Annotated in this window: 20 protein-coding genes and 1 riboswitch; of the genes, 4 read left to right on the forward strand and 16 right to left on the reverse strand. The window is 33.2% G+C overall.

What is annotated here, in order from left to right; all coding sequences use genetic code 11:
* Positions 1-165: 165 nt before the first annotated feature.
* The 4 genes from BN349_RS08225 to BN349_RS08240 form a co-directional block, all read right to left on the reverse strand.
* Entirely contained in the window at positions 166-366 is a 201-nt protein-coding gene (locus BN349_RS08225; RefSeq protein WP_019241810.1) for a hypothetical protein, read from the reverse strand.
* Positions 367-744: 378 nt separating this feature from the next.
* Positions 745-4,182 carry a methionine synthase gene (gene metH / locus BN349_RS08230; RefSeq protein WP_019241811.1) on the reverse strand — a complete coding sequence of 1,146 codons (3,438 nt, stop codon included), beginning with the start codon at positions 4,180-4,182 and terminating at the stop codon, positions 745-747.
* A complete protein-coding gene (locus BN349_RS08235; RefSeq protein WP_019241812.1) occupies positions 4,175-6,019 on the reverse strand; it encodes a bifunctional homocysteine S-methyltransferase/methylenetetrahydrofolate reductase in 1,845 nt (614 codons plus the stop codon). Before BN349_RS08235 ends, metH begins: the two co-directional genes overlap by 8 nt.
* Before the next feature lie 59 nt (positions 6,020-6,078).
* Positions 6,079-7,236: a trans-sulfuration enzyme family protein gene (locus BN349_RS08240; protein ID WP_019241813.1), complete on the reverse strand. Its 1,158-nt coding sequence runs from the start codon at positions 7,234-7,236 to the stop codon at positions 6,079-6,081.
* 396 nt (positions 7,237-7,632) lie between these two features.
* A riboswitch (SAM riboswitch) is annotated at positions 7,633-7,735 on the reverse strand.
* Between the two features lie 379 nt (positions 7,736-8,114).
* On the opposite strand from BN349_RS08240, the gene mscL reads away from it, so the two are divergent.
* The gene (gene mscL, locus BN349_RS08245; protein WP_019241814.1) at positions 8,115-8,567 is read left to right on the forward strand and encodes a large-conductance mechanosensitive channel protein MscL; all 453 of its coding nucleotides are present in this window, start codon (positions 8,115-8,117) and stop codon (positions 8,565-8,567) included.
* 95 nt (positions 8,568-8,662) lie between these two features.
* Here the strand turns inward: mscL and BN349_RS08250 are convergent, their stop codons facing one another.
* From BN349_RS08250 to BN349_RS25315, 7 genes are all read right to left on the reverse strand, one after another.
* Positions 8,663-9,133 (reverse strand): SRPBCC family protein, encoded by a 471-nt coding sequence (locus BN349_RS08250; RefSeq protein WP_019241815.1) that lies wholly within the window; start codon positions 9,131-9,133, stop codon positions 8,663-8,665.
* A 197-nt stretch (positions 9,134-9,330) separates the two neighbouring features.
* Positions 9,331-9,999 (reverse strand): phosphatase PAP2 family protein, encoded by a 669-nt coding sequence (locus BN349_RS08255; protein ID WP_019241816.1) that lies wholly within the window; start codon positions 9,997-9,999, stop codon positions 9,331-9,333.
* A 195-nt stretch (positions 10,000-10,194) separates the two neighbouring features.
* Positions 10,195-11,175 carry a diaminopimelate epimerase gene (gene dapF, locus BN349_RS08260; RefSeq protein ID WP_019241817.1) on the reverse strand — a complete coding sequence of 327 codons (981 nt, stop codon included), beginning with the start codon at positions 11,173-11,175 and terminating at the stop codon, positions 10,195-10,197.
* A 307-nt stretch (positions 11,176-11,482) separates the two neighbouring features.
* Positions 11,483-12,052 (reverse strand): beta-class carbonic anhydrase, encoded by a 570-nt coding sequence (locus BN349_RS08265; protein ID WP_019241818.1) that lies wholly within the window; start codon positions 12,050-12,052, stop codon positions 11,483-11,485.
* Positions 12,053-12,131: 79 nt separating this feature from the next.
* Positions 12,132-12,935, reverse strand: coding sequence for a hypothetical protein (locus tag BN349_RS08270; RefSeq protein WP_019241819.1), 804 nt, complete (start codon positions 12,933-12,935; stop codon positions 12,132-12,134).
* Positions 12,936-13,116: 181 nt separating this feature from the next.
* Positions 13,117-13,437, reverse strand: coding sequence for a DUF4870 domain-containing protein (locus BN349_RS08275; RefSeq protein WP_019241820.1), 321 nt, complete (start codon positions 13,435-13,437; stop codon positions 13,117-13,119).
* A gap of 55 nt (positions 13,438-13,492) precedes the next feature.
* Positions 13,493-13,645, reverse strand: a complete 153-nt coding sequence (locus BN349_RS25315; RefSeq protein ID WP_019241821.1) for a DUF2639 domain-containing protein — start codon at positions 13,643-13,645, stop codon at positions 13,493-13,495.
* Positions 13,646-13,826: 181 nt separating this feature from the next.
* Here BN349_RS25315 and BN349_RS08285 point away from each other — a divergent pair, with 181 nt between their 5' ends.
* Positions 13,827-15,188, forward strand: coding sequence for an MATE family efflux transporter (locus tag BN349_RS08285; protein WP_019241822.1), 1,362 nt, complete (start codon positions 13,827-13,829; stop codon positions 15,186-15,188).
* Positions 15,189-15,291: 103 nt separating this feature from the next.
* A complete protein-coding gene (locus BN349_RS08290) occupies positions 15,292-15,723 on the forward strand; it encodes an Hsp20/alpha crystallin family protein (RefSeq protein WP_019241823.1) in 432 nt (143 codons plus the stop codon).
* A 143-nt stretch (positions 15,724-15,866) separates the two neighbouring features.
* Here BN349_RS08290 and BN349_RS08295 read toward each other — a convergent pair whose 3' ends face one another.
* Entirely contained in the window at positions 15,867-16,646 is a 780-nt protein-coding gene (locus BN349_RS08295; protein ID WP_019241824.1) for an SDR family oxidoreductase, read from the reverse strand.
* 180 nt (positions 16,647-16,826) lie between these two features.
* Between BN349_RS08295 and BN349_RS08300 the strand changes: the two genes are divergently transcribed.
* Complete coding sequence (locus tag BN349_RS08300; protein ID WP_019241825.1) at positions 16,827-17,318, forward strand: Hsp20/alpha crystallin family protein; 492 nt, start codon at positions 16,827-16,829, stop codon at positions 17,316-17,318.
* A gap of 136 nt (positions 17,319-17,454) precedes the next feature.
* Here the strand turns inward: BN349_RS08300 and BN349_RS08305 are convergent, their stop codons facing one another.
* The 4 genes from BN349_RS08305 to BN349_RS08320 form a co-directional block, all read right to left on the reverse strand.
* Complete coding sequence (locus tag BN349_RS08305) at positions 17,455-18,357, reverse strand: CAP domain-containing protein (protein WP_019241826.1); 903 nt, start codon at positions 18,355-18,357, stop codon at positions 17,455-17,457.
* Between the two features lie 335 nt (positions 18,358-18,692).
* Positions 18,693-19,169 (reverse strand): DUF6385 domain-containing protein, encoded by a 477-nt coding sequence (locus tag BN349_RS08310; RefSeq protein ID WP_019241827.1) that lies wholly within the window; start codon positions 19,167-19,169, stop codon positions 18,693-18,695.
* Between the two features lie 360 nt (positions 19,170-19,529).
* Positions 19,530-20,015 carry a FixH family protein gene (locus BN349_RS08315; protein ID WP_019241828.1) on the reverse strand — a complete coding sequence of 162 codons (486 nt, stop codon included), beginning with the start codon at positions 20,013-20,015 and terminating at the stop codon, positions 19,530-19,532.
* A gap of 25 nt (positions 20,016-20,040) precedes the next feature.
* A complete protein-coding gene (locus BN349_RS08320) occupies positions 20,041-21,480 on the reverse strand; it encodes a HAMP domain-containing sensor histidine kinase (RefSeq protein WP_019241829.1) in 1,440 nt (479 codons plus the stop codon).
* Positions 21,481-21,501: the final 21 nt, after the last annotated feature.

The raw sequence follows: 21,501 nt of genomic DNA on the forward strand, positions 1-21,501 counted from the left end.
CAAAAAGTTAGATGTGTTTTTTTGTAATAGAAGATTAATTTCTAATGTAGTCTTTCAAAGAAAAAAATAAGAGTCGCCCTTATTGACGACTCTTTCAATGTCCAAGAATATATATTAACATTTTATATAGTATTTTATCAGTAAATTAAATTCACTATAAAACCTTTAATTTACCCCTATCCATAACTCTCTTTCTCTTCTTTCTTCACTCTCGTCAAGAACAGCGTTTGTTCCGTCTACCCATTTTATTGCATCTTCTTTCGTCTCAAATCCATCTTGAATAGTTTCCCAATAAACATTCCCATCGCAATATTCGTAAAATACAGAATACTCTAATCCATTAAAATGTATTTGAAAATCTCTCATTTTGGACAGCTCCTTATAAAGATTATTTGTCTTTTATTATAACACCAACAATCATTGGCGTTTTTTATATTATTTAACATAATTATGACTTTATTTACTTCAGCTTATGCACTACAAACAGTAATCTTTGTTGTCGAGCCATTATAAGTAATCTCAGAATCATAACCTAGCTTATGCTTTCATTCCCAATTGTTAGATGATGTTCTCTACACAATAAAAAAACCTTCTCTCGTCCAATTAATTAATTAGATAAAAGAAGGTTTTTAAACATTTATAACTACAGATTATATCAGAGAAATTACGCTAACTTCGGTGATCATTTATATTCACAAATTCTGATTTCTTTACTAAGGCATCCAAAAACGTTGATATTTCGCGTTATCTCTCCACATTAAAGTACCTAGCCTCAGGATGGGCAAACACAATCGCTGAAACAGATGCTTCTGGTTCCATCATACAGCCATCCGTTAGTTTGACACCAATATCCTCTGGCTTTAATAGTCTAAATAGTTTTTCTTGATCTTCTAAGTTTGGACAAGCCGGGTATCCAAATGAAAATCTTTGCCCAATATATTTAGCGGCAAAACGTTCTTTCATAGTCATATCGATATGATCGCTTATTCCCCACTTATCACGAATGACTTGGTGCATTCTTTCTGCAAAACCTTCAGCTGTTTCTAAAGCGATAGACTGAATGGCATGACTTTTCAAAAACTCTCCTTTTTCTTTCCATTCATCACTTTTCTTACGAATTCCTTTACCTGCTGTTACTACATAGAAAGCGACATAATCCATTTCCCCTGATGAAACTGGTTTCAAATAGTCTGCTAAACATAAAAATGGGGAACTATTTTGTCTTGGAAAATCAAAGACTTCTAGTATCTCACTTTGATTGTCAGGATTATAGACAATGACCTTATTCCCATCACTTTGAGCAGGGAAAAATTGATATACACCATTCACTTGATACTGATCTCTTGATAAATCTTCATACAATGAATCGACTAGTTCAGTTAATTGCAAAGCTTTTTCATCTTTTTTCTCAAGTAATGCATCTAACTTACCTTTTAGACCTAAATGATGGCCGATTAACATTTGTCGATTTACATACGGCATTATACTTTGTAAAGGATAATTCAATAATGTATGCCTTTTTAAATCTTCTGGCACTTTTACATTTGCTTGCCCAACTGTCACTACCGCTTTTTCCACAACTGTTTTTTCAGTTTTTGTTGCAGCTAGTGCTTGGGATTTTCTTCTTTTTTCATTTAGTTCAAAAATAAATGATTGCTTCTTTTCTTCATCATGCATTGTATTGACTAAAGCTAAACCTTCCATTGCATCCTTTGCATAAAGTACTGTTCCTTTATATTCTGGTGCTATTTTAGTATCTGTAAATTTCCTAGATAATGCAGCTCCTCCAACTATAATTGGTATCTTGATTTCTTTATCTTTTAAATCCTGGGCTGTCAAAACCATTTGCTGAGCTGATTTAACAAGCAACCCAGATAAACCAATCATAGAAGGCTTGTGCTGTTCAACAGCTTCAATAAGCTGTTGAGCCGTTACTTTTATGCCTAAATCAATAATATCGTAACCATTATTAGATAGGATGATTTCAACTAAATTTTTACCTATATCATGTACGTCACCTTTTACGGTAGCTAAAATAATTTTCCCTTTCGAGTTCCCTGTCTCACTTTTCTCCATAAATTGCTCTAAATGGGATACGGATGCTTTCATAACTTCCGCACTTTGAAGAACCTCTGCAACAATTAGCTGGTTATCGTTAAATAGAACCCCAACCTCACTCATGCCTGCCATTAATGGACCATTAATGATATCGAGTGGTGCATTACCCCTAGCTAGCGCTTCATCTAAATCAGGGATTAATCCTTCCTTCGTACCTTCGACAATATATTTTGCTAATCGTTCCTCTAACGGTAATTTTTTATGGTCAACTTGTTTGACAACTTTCTTATCTCTATAAAAATCCACCATCGCTTGAAGAGTCTCATCACTTGTTTCAAAAAGTAGCTTCTCAGACAATTCGATTTCATCTTTTGGAATACTTGCAAAACGTTCAAGCTTCTCTGTATTAACAATGGCATAATCTAAGCCAGCTTTTGTACAATGATATAAAAATACAGCGTTTAAAATCTCTCTTCCTCGAGGAGGCAAACCGAAAGATACATTGCTAACACCAAGAATCGTTAAACAATTTGGCATCGTTTCTTTAATCGCCTGTATCCCTTTAACAGTTTCAAGAGCTGATCCAATATATTGTTCATCTCCAGTACCTACGGGAAATACTAGTGGGTCAAAAATGATATCTTTTGGATTAACACCATATTTATTAACCAGCAAATCATAGGAGCGTTTTGCTATGCGTAATTTATCTTCTGCTTTAACTGCCATTCCTTTTTCGTCTATTGTACCAACAACTAATGCACCACCATACTGATGAATAAGTGTTGAAACACTTTTAAATTTCTCTTCACCATCTTCTAGATTGACTGAATTAATAACTGCCTTTCCTTGTGAATGCTTAAGAGCCATTTCTATAACCTTATCATCAGTAGAGTCAATTACGAGTGGTACTTTAACTTTCTTGACTACCTCTGAAACAAACTCTTTCATGTTACCTAGCTCATCATCATCAGGATCTGCTAAACATATATCAATAACATGTGCACCTTTTTTTACTTGGGCACGAGCTATTTCTGATGCTTGTTCAAACTTCTTATCACGAATGAGTTCTTTAAATTTTCTTGAACCAATTACGTTTGTACGCTCACCAACAAAGAGTGGTCTCATACTATCATCATATAGTAGAGAATCTGTTCCCGAAACTGCATGATTATGTGTTTCACTTGAAATAACACGTGGCGCTATGTCCTTTACCGCCTCTACCATTGCAGAAATATGTGCTGGTGTCGTTCCACAGCAGCCACCAATAATATTAATCCACCCTTTTTCAGCAAATTGCTTTACTTTGCTTGCTAATGAAGATGGTGATTCGTGATAATGCCCTTCTTCATCAGGTAAACCCGCATTCGGATAACAACTAATTCCTGTATTTGCTAATTGAGAAAGAGTACGAACATGATCTGTCATAAATTCAGGACCAGTTGCACAATTCAAACCTACTGCAATAGGCTCCATATAGTCACACGAAAAATAAAAAGCATCAATTGGCTGACCAGCTAAAGTCGTTCCCATAGGCTCAATCGTACCGGAAATAATAATAGGGAGCTTTTTATCTTTTTTCGAAAAAGCCTCTTGTATACCCGTATAGGCTGCTTTCACATTCAACATATCTTGGCAAGTTTCCACAATTAATACATCACAGCCACCATCGATCAAGCCCTCTACTTGCTCACAATAAGAAGCTTTTAGCAAATCAAAAGTTGTACCACCTGTTAAAGATAGCGTTTTGGTAGTAGGTCCCATCGAACCGCCTACAAAGCGTGGCTTTTCAGGAGTTGAAAATTTTTCACAGGCTGCTTTTGCAAGCTCTGCGGAAGCTTTGTTTATTTCATAAGCTTTAGAACCTATATTGTATTCATCCAATACTAGACGAGTAGCACCGAAAGTATTTGTTTCAATAATGTCAGCACCCGCTAGTAGATAATCTTCATGAATTTTACTGATCGTCTCAGGAGATGTCAGTGATAAATATTCATTACATCCTTCATATTCTTCGCCTCCAAAATCAGAAGCTGTTAAATTGGCATTTTGGATCATCGTACCCATTGCCCCGTCAAGAACAAGAATTCGTTCCTTCATTATATTCGTTAAAGAATGATTATTCATAGACCGACACTTCCTCTTTCTGCTTCGCATCAATTGTTCGAATAAATTGTGTTAGCTCTGCTGTCATGTTATATCGTAAAAATGGTGTTATTAAATATATTCCATTAAATCTTTCCATTGCCGCTTCAACTAATTCTTTCGCAATGGCAATCCCTTCTAATTCAGCTTGTACGCGATCATCTCCAACTTTGGCCATTGCCTGTAACACCGACTCAGGTAAAGTGATTCCAGGGACTTCATGATGGATAAATTCTGCATTACGATAACTTGTTAAAGGCATAATTCCTAAGAAAATCGGCGTAGATAAATGTTTTGTCGCTTGGTATATCTCTTCTACTTGATGAACCGAATAGATGGGTTGAGTTAAAAAAGAATCGGCTCCACAGGAGATTTTCTTTTCCATACGCGCAACAGCCTTATGAAGGTACTTAACATTAGGATTAAAAGCAGCAGCAACTTTGAAATTCGTTTTTTGCCCTAATGACTTTCCACTATAAGAAACACCTTGATTATATTGTTTAATTAAACTAATTAAATCCATAGAAGATACATCATACACAGATGTTGCTCCCGGAAAATCTCCAACCTTTGATGGATCACCTGTAATCACAAGAATTTCATCCATACCTAAAGTATGCAGACCCATTAAATGCGATTGTAAGCCTATTAAATTATGATCGCGGCAAGTTAAATGTATCAATGGATTAATTCCATGTTGCTGCAATTTAGATCCTAATGCCATATTGCTAATTCGAGGTGAAGCTAATGAATTATCAGCCATCGTTATGGTATCGGCTCCAGCATCCATTAATGCTTTCGCACCCTCCATATACTTTGAGGTATTCAATACCTTTGGCGGATCTAATTCTACTAAAATAGTACGTTGTTTTCTTGCTTTTTCATATAACGCTTCTGATTCTCCTTGCACACTAGTTTGAATCACTTCAACCTTTCTTGGAGTAATCCTCTTTTCTGTAATTGGCTCTAAACCTTTTAAAGCTTTCTTAACTTCTTCAATATGCTTTGGCGTGGTGCCGCAACATCCTCCAATAACCCTTACCCCTTGTTCACGTAAGAGTAATGAACTTTTTCCGAAATATTCAGGATTTTCTTCGTACTTCAACTTCCCATCTAAATATTCTGGGAGGCTTGCATTCGGATATGCAGACAGTACTGCTTTTTTAAAAAGAGGTACTTGTTCAAACGAACGAATGGTATGATATGGACCAAGACGACAATTAACACCGACAACATCTGCTCCAAGTTCTTCTAATCTTTCTAGCGCATCACTCAAATGCATTCCATTTTGTAAATAACCAATTTCATGTAGAGATACATTCGCAATAATTGGTAAAGTCGTTTCTTGTCTGGCAATTTTCAGAACGGACTCCATTTCCTCAAAATCATAATAGGTCTCCAAAATAATACCATCTGGATTTTCTAATAATAAGCTGAATAATTGCTCTCGAAAATTTCTTTTTATTTCATCTATCGAAATGTCCGATTTGCGAAGACTTCTCGTCGCGCCAATTGTCCCAAAAACAAAACAATCCTCATTTGCCGCACTTCTAGCTATTTTCATTCCTTCTCTATTAATTACGGAAACCTGATCTTCTAATCCGAATCTTTTTAACTTATAATGATTCGCTCCATAAGTATTCGATTGGATAATTTCCGAACCGGCAATGACGTACGCTTGATGAACACTTTTAATTAAGCCTGGATTCGTTATGTTTAATTCTTCAAAACATTGATCTACACCAGTAGCATAAAGAAGTGTACCCATCGCACCTTCACCGATCAAAATTCTTTTTTGTATTTCATCACGAAAATTCATGACGTACTCACCTCAATATCATTTTTCTGGTAGTTTCTACGTTGAAAAATAGTCATCCATTAAACTAAACTATTTTTTCGACTTTGCTGTAGAGCTTGTTTTAAATCTAAAAGTAAATCATCTACATGTTCAATACCTACAGAAAGTCGTAGTAAGCGATCATTCACACCCATTTTATCTCTCATTTCTTTCGGGATATCAGCATGTGTTTGCGTATATGGATACGTAATTAATGATTCCACTCCACCTAAGCTTTCTGCATAACTAATGATTTTCAAATTTTTCAAAATGGCTGCTACTACCGAAATATCTTCCACTTCGAATGAAAGCATTGCTCCATGTCCATTACTTTGCTTTTCATTAATCGCTTTCTGAGGATGAGATTGAAGTCCTGGATAGTACACTTTTGTGATCAGGTCTTGTTCTTCGAGCCAGCTAGCAATTTGATATGCATTTTTTTGCTGTTGTTCCATACGAATTGCCAATGTTTTTATACCTCTTAGTAGAAGCCAAGAATCTTGAGGTCCAAGAATAGCACCTGCTCCATTTTGCAACTTTAACATTTTTTCACTAAGTTCAGGAGTTGCGGTTACTACTAAACCAGCGATTACATCATTATGTCCACCTATATACTTCGATGCACTATGAATAACAATGTCAGCACCAAACTGGATTGGCTTTTGTAAATATGGTGATAAAAATGTGTTATCTACGATTGTTAATAAGTGGCGCTCTTTTGCTATTTGACAAACTGCTTGTAAATCTGTCACCTTCATTAATGGGTTAGAAGGTGTTTCTATAAATAATGCAGCAGTGTTTGGCTTTATTGCTTCAATTATACTTTCCGTACAGGAAGTATCTGCGTATGTAGCTGATATTCCAAAGTTCTTAAAAATTTCTTCTAAAACACGGTATGTTCCTCCGTATAAATCATCTGAGATGACGATATGATCTCCAGCTTTAAATAGGAATAAAATCGTTGAAATCGCCGACATTCCAGATGAAAAAGCAAACCCTGCGTCACCTTCTTCTAAAATGGCAATTGCTTCTTCGAGTGCTCTTCTTGTAGGATTAGCTGTTCTAGCATAATCATATCCTGTGCTTTTACCCAGCTCAGGATGTTCAAAAGTAGTACATTGATAGATGGGTGTACTAATGGCTCCTGTCGATGGATCTCTTTTTACTCCTGATTGAACTAGCTTAGTAATAAAATTCATATTTCATCCTCCATTTTATCAACAATTCATTTTTTTAATATGTAATGATCATTAAAGAGATTTATAATCTCACCAATGATTTTCAATCAACTTCTTGATGGTGTATGTTCTTGGTGGATGACTCTATTTTCAGGTAATGCATCTACAATTTAACTGCATTGATTTTATCATTTGGCATATTTTCGTTCTTTTTTAATATAAGTTCTAAATCATTTGCAATCCTAAGGTTAGTGCCAAGTAGATATACTCATTTCTCGCATTTGCTGCATCAAAATTCCTTACTTCATATCAAAAGTAACGTCTAACCATGCCTTTGATATAAAAATCATTTTCAATATAAACAAAAAGCGCTCTTCCACTATGAAAGAGCGCCCTTATATACTTATATTGACTTCTCTCTCATCGACTAGAATATATTTCTACTGGCATTGGCACCGTTCATTATATGATGGTTGCCGAGGCTTCACAGGACCAGTCCCTCCACCTCTCTAGATAAGAGTATGATATGTAGTTAATTGTTAATATTTTGTTTTTTTATCATAAGGAGTATTTTCAGATTTGTCAATATATTTTAACAATAATTTATGTAATACACTATTTTCGCTAACTTTGTTGCCTATTAAGATGGAGGAAAAATAGGCTATGCTACTCTCTCGGATGCTTGATTTCCACAGGGCGGTCAATCTTCATACAACAGTCTCGTACCTTACGCTTCAATTGACCTTTTTTATCCACTACTTTTATTCACCAAACTTATTGAAAATCCACAATCTTTTAGCAAACTGTCCTGTACTAAAATGCAAATTAGTTAGTATACCTACCTAATATTTGGTATATTGGAGAAAGCGAAAAATTCAAGGAAAAGAGGAGACTACTCGATGTGGCAAGAATTCAAAAAATTTATTGATCGTGGTAATGTGTTAGATTTAGCAGTTGGGGTTGTTGTCGGAACGGCATTTGGAAAGATCATCACTTCTTTCGTAGAGGATGTATTAATGCCTCCTATCGGCTTATTAATCGGAAAAGTTGACTTTACAGACTTATATATTAATCTATCTGGTAAAGATTATCCTTCTCTCGCTGCTGCAAAATCAGCTGGAGCGGCTACCATTAACTATGGATTATTCTTAAACAATGTCATTAACTTTTTAATTATTTCTTTTTGTATCTTTATCGTTATTAGACAGATAAATAAATTCACGAAAAAGAAAGAACAACCAGCTCCTACTACAAAAAAATGCCCAGCTTGTTTGTCAGAAATAGCTATTGAAGCAACACGTTGTCCTGCTTGTACAAGCTTTCTAGATGAAGAAAAAGCCGTATCAAACTAAGAATGTTTGAATGATTTTGTACAATCTTACATATGATGAAATAAGTTATTACTAAACTAAGAAAAGAGCCGTATCCATAGCTCTTTTCTTAGTTTCTATTCTTTTTCCTCAGCAATTGTTTTTAACTTTTCCAACTCTTCTTCCATCATTATTTTTGATGTCCATCCCAACAACTTCACCATTAGTTTATAATACCAGTTTTTAGGGACAATATATGTTTCTAGCATTAACCGTGTTACTATTTGATTATCCTTTTCATATGCCTCTAATAGGTACCTAGTTGTCATTACCCCTTGATCTGTATTGCCTTGAACAGCTGTACTATAAGGAAAATCATACTCAAGCAAAACAGCTTCAGTCGTAATTATTTTTTTATTGAACTTCGAAACTGTTTTATATTTCGTTCCTGGTTTACATTCCAGTTTATCTTGTTCGGATTCATATATATTCTCAACAAAAATCTGACTCCACACTTTAATTTTGTCATCATCTGATAGAAATGAAAAAACCTTCTCGATTGGAGCTTCAATACTTTCTTTAATCTTATATACTAATACTTCTTCCATGATTACTAATATCTCCTATTCCTAACACTTTTGGAACTAAGCTCTGTTCAAATACATTCAAACTGTTAAGAAACACATGCTTATCGTAGTAGTCTTACTCTTTTCACTCACTGTATTTGAAACAAAACCAAGAAAAACTAAGCAATCATTATAGCATGTTAAAAATAGATAGATAAGAGTAATAGTAACCATATATTTCAACTTATTCTTCGACGAAATTCATAATAATTGAGTGCAATACTACAAATACAAACAACAAATCCACCAGCAGCAAATCCCGCTAAAACATCACTAGGATAATGTACTCCTAAATAGATTCGGCTTATACCAATCAAAATAATTAAAATAGCAAACAGAATTCCAATAATAATATCTACCATTTTACTTTTAGAAATTTTAGCCAAAATAACTGCTAATGATATATAAAAAATCATCGCACTCATACTATGTCCGCTAGGAAAGCTATAACCATTTTCTTCTATCAAACGATAAAATACAGGTCTTTCTCTTTCAAAGAATCCTTTAAGTAAAAGATTCAAAACTAAACCCGCTATGGATGATAATATGATATATACAGCATATCTCTTCTTGAAAAAAAACAAAATAATACTGCTAATTGAGACCGCTAAAACCAAGCCTAGTTGACCACCGAAAAACGTGATTATTTTCATCACTGATGTTAATTGTTCAGAAATTCGACTTTGAATAAATTTAATAATCGAATAATCAAAGTTTTTTAACTCATTTATGTGAAGTCGATAGACCATAAATGCAAATACCACCGAAAATAGGACTAATAAACTTGCCATCGCTATAATATAGCGAGCATTTTTCTCCCTTGTATTCTCTTGAAGATATTTATTCATACTAAGTTCTCCTTAACATTTTTTCATCATGCTATCTCTCTTTATTTTTAGCTATACACCATGTATAACATACAGTTTGTAGTTGTCTAACAGAATGTAGACAAAAAATAGGATGTCTCCCAAAATTTGCACCTTTGAGTGACATCCTTTTTAACATCTTGTTGTTTCAAATAGAATAATGAAAAAATATTTCTCTTAGTGTAGATGTTCCGCTAGAAACGCATGGACATCTTCTTGCATTTGCTTATATGCCGCAACTTCAGTTGGGAAATCTACTTTGCTGATTATTTGAAATGAAGCTTCATTCGTAATCTCAAGGACTATCTCATATTCAAAGGTAGCATTACCAATTAGGTCAATAGAGTAATGATCATTATTATTATGTGCTATACATTTAACCTTTCCACCTGGATTATAAACCGTTATTTCTTGATTAAATGCATTTTTGTTTTGGATGCATGTAACTAACGTAGAAGCGCTCATCGCTGTTCCACAGGCATTCGTGAAGCCTACACCTCGTTCAAAAGTTCTAACAAAAATACTGCCCTCTTGAATAAGGTTAACAAAGCTTACATTAACACCGTCAGGGAAAATTGGATTTTCGCTATTAACATAAGTCGAAATTTCTTCTTGCACATTACTTTGCATAATGTGTTGATCTACAATTGAAATTAAATGTGGATTAGGCACCGCAACAGCTGTAAAAGTAAGATTAGCTGATAATAGGAGTACATGTTGGTTCATAAAAGTGTCTTCATCTATGTTCATTGGTAAATCTGACACTTGGAAAGAAACAGGAGAAATTTCAACTTTATAAGTTGGAATATTTGTATAGATTTCTTCCGTTTTTTCAACTGCTAATACTGCTTTCATTGTTTCAATTTGCAATTGTTTTTTATTTAAAAGTTCACTTGCATATCGAGCAATACAGCGTAAACCATTCCCGCACATTGATGCTTCTGAACCATCTGCATTAAAAACTCTCATTTTGCCATCTGCTATTTCGCTTTTCTGAAAGAATAGAATCCCATCTGCTCCAACACCTTGTTCTCTATTACACAAAGTTACGGTAAGTTTTGCTCTTTCATCATCCGTTAATGGAATAGGATTTGAATACTCATCTAATATTAAAAAGTCATTCCCTGAACCATGGCATTTAATAAATTTCAGCTCCATAATAATCCTCCGTTTTTTTATGTATGTTCATTTCAAATCTTTTTGTACATTTAACATTAATAATAACAAACAATAAAAAGAGTTACACAGACATAATATGATGAATTTACATATTCGTCACGTACTTTTTTGAAATAATAACTGATTTACACTCTCTTGAAAATGAAAAATATTTTTCTTATCTTTCATTGTCTAACCATATGAACAACATGACGATGTTTTTTCAAGCTACACACATCTATCTAAAAGTGTAAAATAGTAAAAATCCGTGTAGGAATATACACCCTACACGGATTGATAACTCATATTATTTATGATCTTCGTAACCATTCACAATAACATCTAATTTTCCTGTTGTCGGATGAATAACTAGTCCGTGTACAGGTACATCAGCAGGCATTAAAGGATGATTGCGAACAACACCTACACTGCTCTTAACACTTTCATTTACATCATCAAAACCTTCTAACCAATCTTGAATATGTAATCCAGAGTTTTCAATAATTGATAGTGTTTCTGGCTTAACGTCTCGTAGCTCCATTTTTTCTTTAAAGCGATCTACAGAAACAGCAGACATGCCACAATCATGATGACCAATAATAAATACTTCATCAGCATTTAATTCATAAATAGCCACCAAAATACTACGCATAACACTACCAAACGGGTGAGAAACGATCGCACCTGCTGTTTTGACGATTTTAACATCACCATTTTTAAGATTCATAGCTTTTGGAAGTAATTCCACGAGCCTTGTATCCATACAGCTTATGACTACCATTCGTTTATCAGGAAATTTATCCGTCTGAAAAACTTCATATTCCTTTTTTCCTACAAATTCTTCATTATAAGCTAGGATTTCATCTAGTGCTTTCATTTTTATTCACCAACCTTATTTTTTCCAAATAATTATAACAAATCTGAATCATTAGTTGTTGTAATTTGTCTTATTTTGTTCAATTTTTTCTATGATTGAGTAAACGAGCACATATTCCATAGATACATAATTTGTCTTCATTCGTTGATACGCTTGTAAAAGAAAGGATTGGCGTATTTAATTCTTTAAACTTTTCCCCCCATTCTAAATTCATCCAGCCCTTTTGAAAAGAAACCAAATTTCGATTATCAATTGATGATATAGTGAAAGACTGCAAGAAGCCACTTATATTAATATTCATTCGAACACAACCATCTGCATTGATAACTTCTCCATTAAAACGAAAAAACGACTTTTTCCAATTCTCTTTATAGTGAGCAATAAGCTCTTCCGACTCATTAAAAATAGACATGCTGTTTTGCATAAACGAGCTTAGTTTATAAGTAGCTAATGTGCGTTGGTTTTGATCTTTTAATACATATGTATGAGGTAGTATAGCAGATAAACTATTTGGGATTAGCCAATGATACCATTCACTATGATAATCACATATTTCACCAACTAATTTCCCCTTTGGTGTAAATAACAAAACCCTTAATGTCGGTGCTGGCATGAATGTCATTAGTATGTTTTCTTCTTCTAACAAATTAGATTTGCTAGTATCTAATTCATCAGGTAAACTCTCGAATCTTCTTGTATAAACAACATAATTGGCAAAATACAAACAGCTTAATAGCATAAACGGTGTAGTCGAAACCCATATTTCTCTTTTAGTAAGAAAGAAAAGCGCAAAAAAGAACACTCCTCCACTAATAAGCAAGGAAAATAGTGAAATATTCAAATAGACATTTGCCGTCTTTTTATAGTAATGCTTTATATTCATACACTCACCTTATTATTAGACTCCCGTTAATGAATACTATTGATATCGATAAAAACGTAAATACACATTGTATTTCCATTGAAACAAAAAAACTGACTTATATTAAAACACTACAAAGCATTTTCATCGTTGTGTTTTAAATAAGTCAGTTTACTTTCATATTAAAATTCTCGTCTTTACTTTATAAAATTCTAAAAATAAAAGGAAAACGATATTCTACGCCATCGTATGCTTTAATTGCACCGATAATTGTAAAGACGAATGCAGCCAATCCGACGATTGGCGCAAGGATAAATCCTACTAATACAAACATTAACAATCCTGCAATAAACCCATAAACGGCATATGAAATAAAAAAGTTAAAATACTCTCGACCATGATAATCAACAAATGAACTTTTATCCTTTTGTAGTAACCATATTAATAAAGGCCCAATAAACGCAGTGAAAAAACTAACAATATAAATAAGAGCAGCCATTAATCTTTCATCTTTTGATACCATTGCAAACACTCCTTTCGTACTTATTATACGAAAGAATTATGAATTAGTTTCGTTATCATTTCAACTTTTCTTCAACAGTTGAAAAATATAAATGACGAACAATATACGTTTTATACAGTTTCAGTTTTTTTAATTCTATTGGATGTTTCGTAATTCCTAGTTCTCTTAATTGAGAAACATACCAACCTTTTGAATGTTTATATGCCATATATGCATCCTCCTATATTCTATTTCTATTAACATATGAACTAGTAGAGAAAATATGACTAATTTCTCAATTAAATAGACGATGAGTGCAATACTTCTTTTGCATTCTATGATATAATCTCATGATATGAATTTATCCACATAAATTATAATGTTTTGAAGTAGAAATAGAGGGATTCAATATGAAACTAGCAAATACAACAAATGAAAAAATCGCATTGTTCTTAAAGATCATGCTACCTGTCTTAATTACACAATTAGGCATGTTCTCTATGACATTTTTTGACACAATTATGTCAGGTAATTATTCATCAAAAGACCTAGCTGGAGTTGCCATCGGAAGTTCTATATGGGTACCGGTTAATACAGGTCTATCTGGTATCTTAATTGCTATTACCCCAATTGTTTCACAATTAGTAGGAGCAAAAAATACCAAAAGGGTACCCTATTCTGTTACACAGGGATCTTATTTAGCAATCATTTTAGCTGTATGTGTACTATTTATCGGATACTTCACGTTAAATCCTATATTAGATTCCATGTCTTTAGATGCACATGTACGTGAAGTAGCACACGATTTTTTAGTGGCTTTATCATGGGGAATCATACCGTTATTTTTTTATAATGTGTTGCGTTCTTTTATTGATGCTCTTGGACAAACTCGAGTATCTATGATCATTACATTAATCTCATTACCTATTAATGTCTTATTAAACTATCTATTTATTTTTGGTAAATTGGGATTCCCAGAGCTAGGTGGTGTTGGAGCAGGAGTAGCAACATCCATCACCTATTGGTTGATTTTATTCATTGCAATTGTAGTCGTAGTGAAAATCCATCCGTTTAAGCAATATCAATTATTTAGGAAGATTGTTCCTATTAGCATGAAAGAATGTAAAAATGTTTTAAAAATTGGCATACCAATCGGTTTGTCCATCTTCTTTGAAACAAGTATTTTTTCAGCTGTAACACTACTAATGAGTTCATTTGATACGATAACAATTGCCGCTCATCAAACAGCTATGAATTTCGCTTCGTTCTTATACATGGTTCCTTTAAGTATTTCGATGGCTATGACAATCGTTGTTGGTTTTGAAGTAGGCGCGAAAAGATACATTCACGCTCGACAATACAGTATAATCGGTACCGTTTTTGCCATAGGTATGGCATTATTATTTGGTATTGTTTTATTCTTCTTTAGAACAAATATTGCGGCTCTATACTCTAATGAAGCTGATGTCATAAATTTAGCAGCTCATTTTTTAATATTCGCTTTATTCTTCCAATTATCAGATGCTATTATGGCACCAATACAAGGAGCATTAAGAGGCTACAAGGATGTTAACATCGCATTTATTATGTCCTTTACCTCTTTTTGGATTATTGGACTTCCAACTGGATATCTGTTTGCTCATTTTACAAATATGGGTGCTTACGGTTATTGGATAGGGCTGATTGTTGGTCTTGCCATCGGTGCAATCAGCTTAGCTATTCGTCTCATCTACATTCAGAAGAAGAAATTCGTCACGAAAGTATCATCGTAACTACTCATAATATACAACCTACTCTTCATATAGTTTATAAGAAAAAAGTGATTATACTTATACGGTTTATTCCTAATAGCATTTTCTATTTGGAGGGTGGGCTATGGCACAAGAACAGAATCAATTTGAAAATAATACGTCAGATCATGAAAAAGTACTGGGCGATCATTTTTGGAATGACTTTCTTAAAATGCTCCCTCAAAAAGCTCCTCCTATTGATGTAATGGAGGACCATGAAAATGGATATATTTTTGTTCAATTACCTGGAATCAAACGAAAGGAACAAATTAACGTTTCAATTCAAGGTCAGCAACTAACAATTGAAGGAATTATACCTAACCCACAAAAGGAGCATAATATAAAAGTTATACAGCAAGAAAGGCAGCTTGGACCATTTAAACGAACCATTATCGTCCCCTTTTCATTTCAGCTTAATCAAATAAAGGCAAAATATGAAGATGGTGTTCTTAAATTGACAATCCAAAAGTCTAATAAACAAGTTCAGCCTATACCATTCACCATAACAACGGAATAGGTGGAATCACTAACAATAATCTTTTCTAGTTTATCTATAACTTATAATCTGTAATATAACAATTCGAGAGTAGTTTTTAACATCCACTCAATCAACCTAGCCTAAGAAGCAAAAACACAAAAGGCAGTTTAAGTGATAAACATTCACCTTTTAAACTGCCCTATTTTTCCTAACACATCCTTACCACCGGTAACTGGAATTATACTTCCAGTAATAAAGCTAGATTCATCACTCGATAAAAAAAGAACCATTCTTGCTATATCTTCTCCTGTACCCGGTCTACCGACAGGTACGCTTTCATCTTGAACTACTTTTGCTTCTTCTATACTTTTTTCTTTCCATGTAGGAATAATATCACCAGGGCAAATCATATTTACCGTAATTCCATTACCCGCTTCTTCTAAAGCCAAAGTCTTCGTTAAGGATGTTAAACCACTTTTTGCTGCTGCAAAAGCTGAACGGTAAATCCAGCCTGGAGCTGTATCACTACGATCAAACCCAAATGTAATCATTCTTCCCCACTTTTGTTTTCTCATATAAGGAAGGATATATTGAGCTAAATAAAAAAAACTGTTTAAATTTCCATTGATCATATATTGCCATTCTTGAATAGAGTATTCTGACATCAATTTCCGCTCATGAATATATGGTCCTGCATTATGAACGAAAACATCAATACCTTCAAATTCTTGTTGTATACTATGAATTAATGCTTTACAATCTTTTTCTTTTGAGGCATCACTATAATAGCATGCCGCTTTTATACCATAATCATTTTGTAATTGCTGAACTAATTCTATTGCAAGTTGTTTGCTATGTACATATGTAATAATAATGTGAAAACCCTTCTTAGCTAACTCCAATGCCGTTCTCTTGCCAATTCCTGTTGCACCACCAGTTATAAGAGCTACTTTTCCCCTCACATCTTTCCCCTCTTTTTTTAGTATTATATTTATTATACAAGAAATTTTATAAAAATATGAAAAATTAAAATACTAGATTTTATAGCTTTAACACATAGGCATTTGTTTGCATAAGATATCAAGAAGCGGTGCATAATAACAGACACTAAGATGTTTCCTCTTCAAGGAGGCTTATTACAAATGAACCCTTGGAATATACTTTTCCCTTTTCAAAAATACATGAAAAATTTTTCTTCATCATCTCAATCTAAGGATATGGAGAAGTATATGGCTAATATGTTTTCTAATTGGCAACAAAGTGCAAACAATGATGACAATGGTACAAGTAACGAGTCCGCCTTTCATTCCATTTTTGATCAATTTTCCAATGAAGCTCAAAATAATAATGAACTCTCAGCGATTCATGCAACCGTATATGAAACCCATAGTGATATTTACATCCGGTTTCCAATCGATGAACCTGAACAATTAAAAAAACTAAAAATCTACCATACTTCGAATACATCTATTATTGAGGGTTTTCCGAAAGATAACGATCGACATACTATAACATTACCTGCAATTATTAAAAAGAAAGGTGGCTCAGCACAATTTAAAGAAGGAATACTGGAAATTAAACTTCCTAAAGCAAATGATCTACAATACTCTGAAATTAACATTACTGAGCTATAAATAAGAATACTATTCATATATAAACTTTATTATTAATTACATTTCATGAAACCAAATATAAAAACGGCCGAGAAAAAGGCAATTGATACATACCTTTTCCCAGCCGTTTTTTATCATTATCTTTTAGTTTAATAACTTATTTTCCGATAAACATTTGTGTCCAATAGTTATTTTCACTTACATGTCCAACTCCAATGTGTGTATAACTAGCATTCATAATGTTTTCTCTATGCCCTTGGCTATTCATCCAAGCTTGTACTACTTCTTCAGGTGATCTTTGACCTTGAGCAATATTTTCTCCAGCTGATTTATAAGAAATACCAAATTTCGTCATCATATCAAATGGAGAACCATAAGTTGGACTATTGTGATCAAAATAGTTTCTATCTTTCATATCTTGAGATTTAATACGTGCAACTTTGCTTAATTCAGTATCTAATTTTAGTGCTGGTAATCCTTGCTTTGCACGTTCCGCATTCGTTAGTTCAACAACTTTTTGTTCAAATGCACTTACTTCTCCTGAAACAGAAGGCTTTTCTTCATCTTGAGTAGGTTGATCTACTTCTGAATTGTTATTATCAACAACTGGTTGATCTACTTCTGGTTTATTATCATCAACAACCGGTTGATCTGCTTCTGGTTTATTGTTATCAACAACTGGTTGATCTGCTTCTGGTTTATTGTTATCAACAACTGGTTGATCTGCTTCTGGTTTATTGTTATCAACAACTGGTTGATCTGCTTCTGGTTTATTGTTATCAGTGTTTGGTTTTTCTACTTCTGGAGTTGTTTGATTATTATCCGGACATGGTTTAATAACTACATTCCCTTGATTACAACGTATATTTATTAAACTATTAGCAAATGTATATAAACCTTTTAAACTTGTTTTATCTAAACATTGAACCTTTTTATATTGGTTATAATGGTAAACCTTTACGTTTTGATCTAGAGAAGCTGCATTTGTATTAATAGCACCTACCCCTGTAAATGTAATCGCTGCTGCCGCTGCAATAGAAAATATCATCTTTTTATTCATTCGAAACATCCTCCTGTAATATATGTGATTTTCTTTTCTGCCTTCACATCGTAACATGCGATTTTTGTAATAATCGTTCCATAATCTTACATCGGGATTTTTTGTAAATGAAATAAAGAAATATTTTCCTTTACACAAGAAAAAAATAATTGAAACCCTCTACAATTAGAGTTTTCCAATTATTTTCCAATTAAGTGTTATTTAGGTTTCCTATCCATATTTGTAAATTGATTTCCATAATCCTATCAGTAATCTATCCTTGACACTTTTTTCACTACGCATGTTATATGACTATTATTACAAACATATTACCAATTTAATAGCCATGTAATCTTCTAGAATTGCTTCACTCCTTGTAAATAAACAATGATAGAAGAAATATTTTTTCCAAATACTTTGATTCTTGCATACTTAAAGTAATCAGTTGATGAGACCGCCTCAATTTGCCATGCTTCAATTTCTTTATAAACTGATTTCTTCATAAAATGGATGTTATCTGGACTAAGTTCAAAACAAAATGAAATGGAATACTCACTATCATTGATGACGCTAATTGAATATCTATCAAAGGTTGATACATCAAATGTAATCGATGCTTTTCCATCTTTCTTAAGAATCAAATTTCTTTTAATATCTACGATTTTCGATTCTTTTTTCTCTGCAAGATCAGTACGTGCTATGACGTTAGCGTCCACCTTTTTAAGTTTTAAAGACCATTGGTTTGGAATTTCATCTCCATAAATCACTTCTTGATGAATGATATCCTGATTCATTGTACTTTGAGGTGTATGTTCACTTGGACGCTTTTTCATATTTTCACCTCACCTATCTGCTCCTATCAATAGCTATCGTATGCCTTCAAATGAGTAATAAGAACAATAATTTAGCTATGTTTCAAAATCCTTTTGCTAAAAAATATAGATATTCAGCCACACTCATCTATAGGATCGTTACAATAAAAAGAGGGTGCCCAAAGAAAAAATTTGATGGACACCCTCTTACATGTTATGTGATTTTCTCTCTGTTACTTATCTCAACTCAAAGAATAAAATAAAGTGACACACCAAAAAAATTAACATGAGTACAAAACAAGATTATAAAAATTGTAGATAACATAAAGCATAGGGGCCACAGTAAAATAATAAATTCATTTTACTGTGGCCCCTTCAGCCCTAATGATTACTTGAAGAATGATCCTTATCTTCGTTCATGCTATCCATATTTTCCATATCATCTTTTGTTTCTGGCTCACTAGGTTGACCTACTACAAATTCTTTTTTAGGCATATTATGCATACCTTCAGCTGTTACATGGGCATAAATATAATATGTACCTTCTTCATTAAAACTTTTCTCTAACTTATAAATGCCATTACTACTATGTTTTACAGCAATTTTTTCATGGTTTTGACTTTTGGATTTCCAAATTTCAAATTTAACTTCATCAGCATCAGTGACTTTCTTATTACCATAGGATACCTCTGCACTAAATTCAATCGGATCTCCTTTTTGAGCTGTTTCTGGATTAATAGATAATTTTACATCTAAAAATGGTAGCTCATCTCCAGAATTACTCGCTGATGTGGTAGAATCAGAGTCTTTTCCACACGCTGCTAACATCAATACCCCTAATATTAACACGATCCAACATTTTTTCATCCCTTTTCCCCTTTGTTCTATACTTTTATCCTGTTAAAAACTCATCTTCTTCAATTTCCATTTTTGGAAAAATCAAGTTAACTTTCGTCCACATATTCAGTTTACTTGAAATTTCCATTTTCCCATGATGTAAAATCATCAACTTTTCGACAATTGATAATCCTAGACCAGTTCCTCCATTAAATCTTGATCGAGCTTTATTAACGCGATAAAATCTTTCAGTTACTTTCTTTATATCATCTTCACTAATTCCAATCCCATTATCAACAATTGATAAATATACGTCATTTTCCTTTTCTTCTAAGAATATCATAATTTTACCATTTACTTTTGAATAACGTATCGCGTTTTCTACAATATTTTGTACAATTTGTTCGATTCGGCAATCATCACCATTAATAATGATCTCTGGATCTAGTTTCATAACTAGGGTAAGGTTTTTTTCTCGTAATTTAGTTTGAAATTTCTCCATAGACTCTTCTACTATCTGAGATAACACGATAGGATTTAAGTCTATGCTATAAATCTTTTTCTCCATTTTAATTAAATCCATCAAATCTTGAATAAGAGACTGCATCCTATTTGACTCTCTTACGATTAATTTCAAGTATTTTTTCTGATTAGTCGTGTCAACTGTTTCATCAAGCAATGCATGAGAGTAACCCTTTACATAGCTTAAAGGGGTCCTCAGCTCATGAGAAACGTCCGCTAAGAAATCTCTTTTCCTCTCATCCTCTTCTCGAATAGCAAGCGACATTTTATTAAAGGCTTCCGCACATTTGCCAATTTCATCATTCGAATAATTTTCAATAAGAGTAGAGTAATCCCCTTTTGATACGCGATTTGCTGCTAGCTCCATTTCTTTTATTGGATTCACTACTTTGTCAACAATTTTAATACATGGATAGACAATGATACATCCAAAAAAGATTGCAATGAGAATCCAAAGAGTTGCTATTAGAAATATAGGCTCGACAAGGTAATTATACGGAGTATACGCATAGATGAATCCAATCAATTCTCCCTTTGAAAGCAACGGATAAATAACCACGGTTAGCTTATCCTCCAACTCTGGTCTGTTGCGATCATCATAAAAGAGAAACTCACCATTATATAATTTTTTTATTCTATCCTCTGTAAACCATTCTAGTATTAATTCATTCGGTTTATGATTAGAGAATTTTTCAATATCTACTACACCTGTTACTCCGAATATTTTTGTATTGATATAATCTACTTTCTCGATAAATTCAGCTGTTATCGCTTCTCCATTATATTCATCTAAAAGATTTTCCACTATTGTCGTTAAATTTTTTTTCGTTCCCCCTACATATAATTGGTTATACATAACGTACGATAATAAAAACGAAAAACCAATACAAAGAAAAATTAGAATAACAACAATACCTAAAATCTTTTGTTTAACAGTCATTGATCTATTTCGAATTTTATTCATAAGTTTCATACATCTATCTCCAAATATACT

It is taken from the genome of Bacillus sp. AP8, from assembly GCF_000321185.1.
GTDB lineage: Bacteria > Bacillota > Bacilli > Bacillales > DSM-1321 > Bacillus_AD > Bacillus_AD massilioanorexius.

What these genes read in the sequence shown, in the direction of transcription:
- BN349_RS08225 (WP_019241810.1), bottom strand. Translation starts at nt 366, where the DNA reads ATGAGAGATTTTCAAATACATTTTAATGGATTAGAGTATTCTGTATTT.
- metH (WP_019241811.1), bottom strand. Translation starts at nt 4,182, where the DNA reads ATGAATAATCATTCTTTAACGAATATAATGAAGGAACGAATTCTTGTT.
- BN349_RS08235 (WP_019241812.1), bottom strand. Translation starts at nt 6,019, where the DNA reads ATGAATTTTCGTGATGAAATACAAAAAAGAATTTTGATCGGTGAAGGT.
- BN349_RS08240 (WP_019241813.1), bottom strand. Translation starts at nt 7,236, where the DNA reads ATGAATTTTATTACTAAGCTAGTTCAATCAGGAGTAAAAAGAGATCCA.
- mscL (WP_019241814.1), top strand. Translation starts at nt 8,115, where the DNA reads ATGTGGCAAGAATTCAAAAAATTTATTGATCGTGGTAATGTGTTAGAT.
- BN349_RS08250 (WP_019241815.1), bottom strand. Translation starts at nt 9,133, where the DNA reads ATGGAAGAAGTATTAGTATATAAGATTAAAGAAAGTATTGAAGCTCCA.
- BN349_RS08255 (WP_019241816.1), bottom strand. Translation starts at nt 9,999, where the DNA reads ATGAATAAATATCTTCAAGAGAATACAAGGGAGAAAAATGCTCGCTAT.
- dapF (WP_019241817.1), bottom strand. Translation starts at nt 11,175, where the DNA reads ATGGAGCTGAAATTTATTAAATGCCATGGTTCAGGGAATGACTTTTTA.
- BN349_RS08265 (WP_019241818.1), bottom strand. Translation starts at nt 12,052, where the DNA reads ATGAAAGCACTAGATGAAATCCTAGCTTATAATGAAGAATTTGTAGGA.
- BN349_RS08270 (WP_019241819.1), bottom strand. Translation starts at nt 12,935, where the DNA reads ATGAATATAAAGCATTACTATAAAAAGACGGCAAATGTCTATTTGAAT.
- BN349_RS08275 (WP_019241820.1), bottom strand. Translation starts at nt 13,437, where the DNA reads ATGGTATCAAAAGATGAAAGATTAATGGCTGCTCTTATTTATATTGTT.
- BN349_RS25315 (WP_019241821.1), bottom strand. Translation starts at nt 13,645, where the DNA reads ATGGCATATAAACATTCAAAAGGTTGGTATGTTTCTCAATTAAGAGAA.
- BN349_RS08285 (WP_019241822.1), top strand. Translation starts at nt 13,827, where the DNA reads ATGAAACTAGCAAATACAACAAATGAAAAAATCGCATTGTTCTTAAAG.
- BN349_RS08290 (WP_019241823.1), top strand. Translation starts at nt 15,292, where the DNA reads ATGGCACAAGAACAGAATCAATTTGAAAATAATACGTCAGATCATGAA.
- BN349_RS08300 (WP_019241825.1), top strand. Translation starts at nt 16,827, where the DNA reads ATGAACCCTTGGAATATACTTTTCCCTTTTCAAAAATACATGAAAAAT.
- BN349_RS08305 (WP_019241826.1), bottom strand. Translation starts at nt 18,357, where the DNA reads ATGAATAAAAAGATGATATTTTCTATTGCAGCGGCAGCAGCGATTACA.
- BN349_RS08310 (WP_019241827.1), bottom strand. Translation starts at nt 19,169, where the DNA reads ATGAAAAAGCGTCCAAGTGAACATACACCTCAAAGTACAATGAATCAG.
- BN349_RS08315 (WP_019241828.1), bottom strand. Translation starts at nt 20,015, where the DNA reads ATGAAAAAATGTTGGATCGTGTTAATATTAGGGGTATTGATGTTAGCA.
- BN349_RS08320 (WP_019241829.1), bottom strand. Translation starts at nt 21,480, where the DNA reads ATGAAACTTATGAATAAAATTCGAAATAGATCAATGACTGTTAAACAA.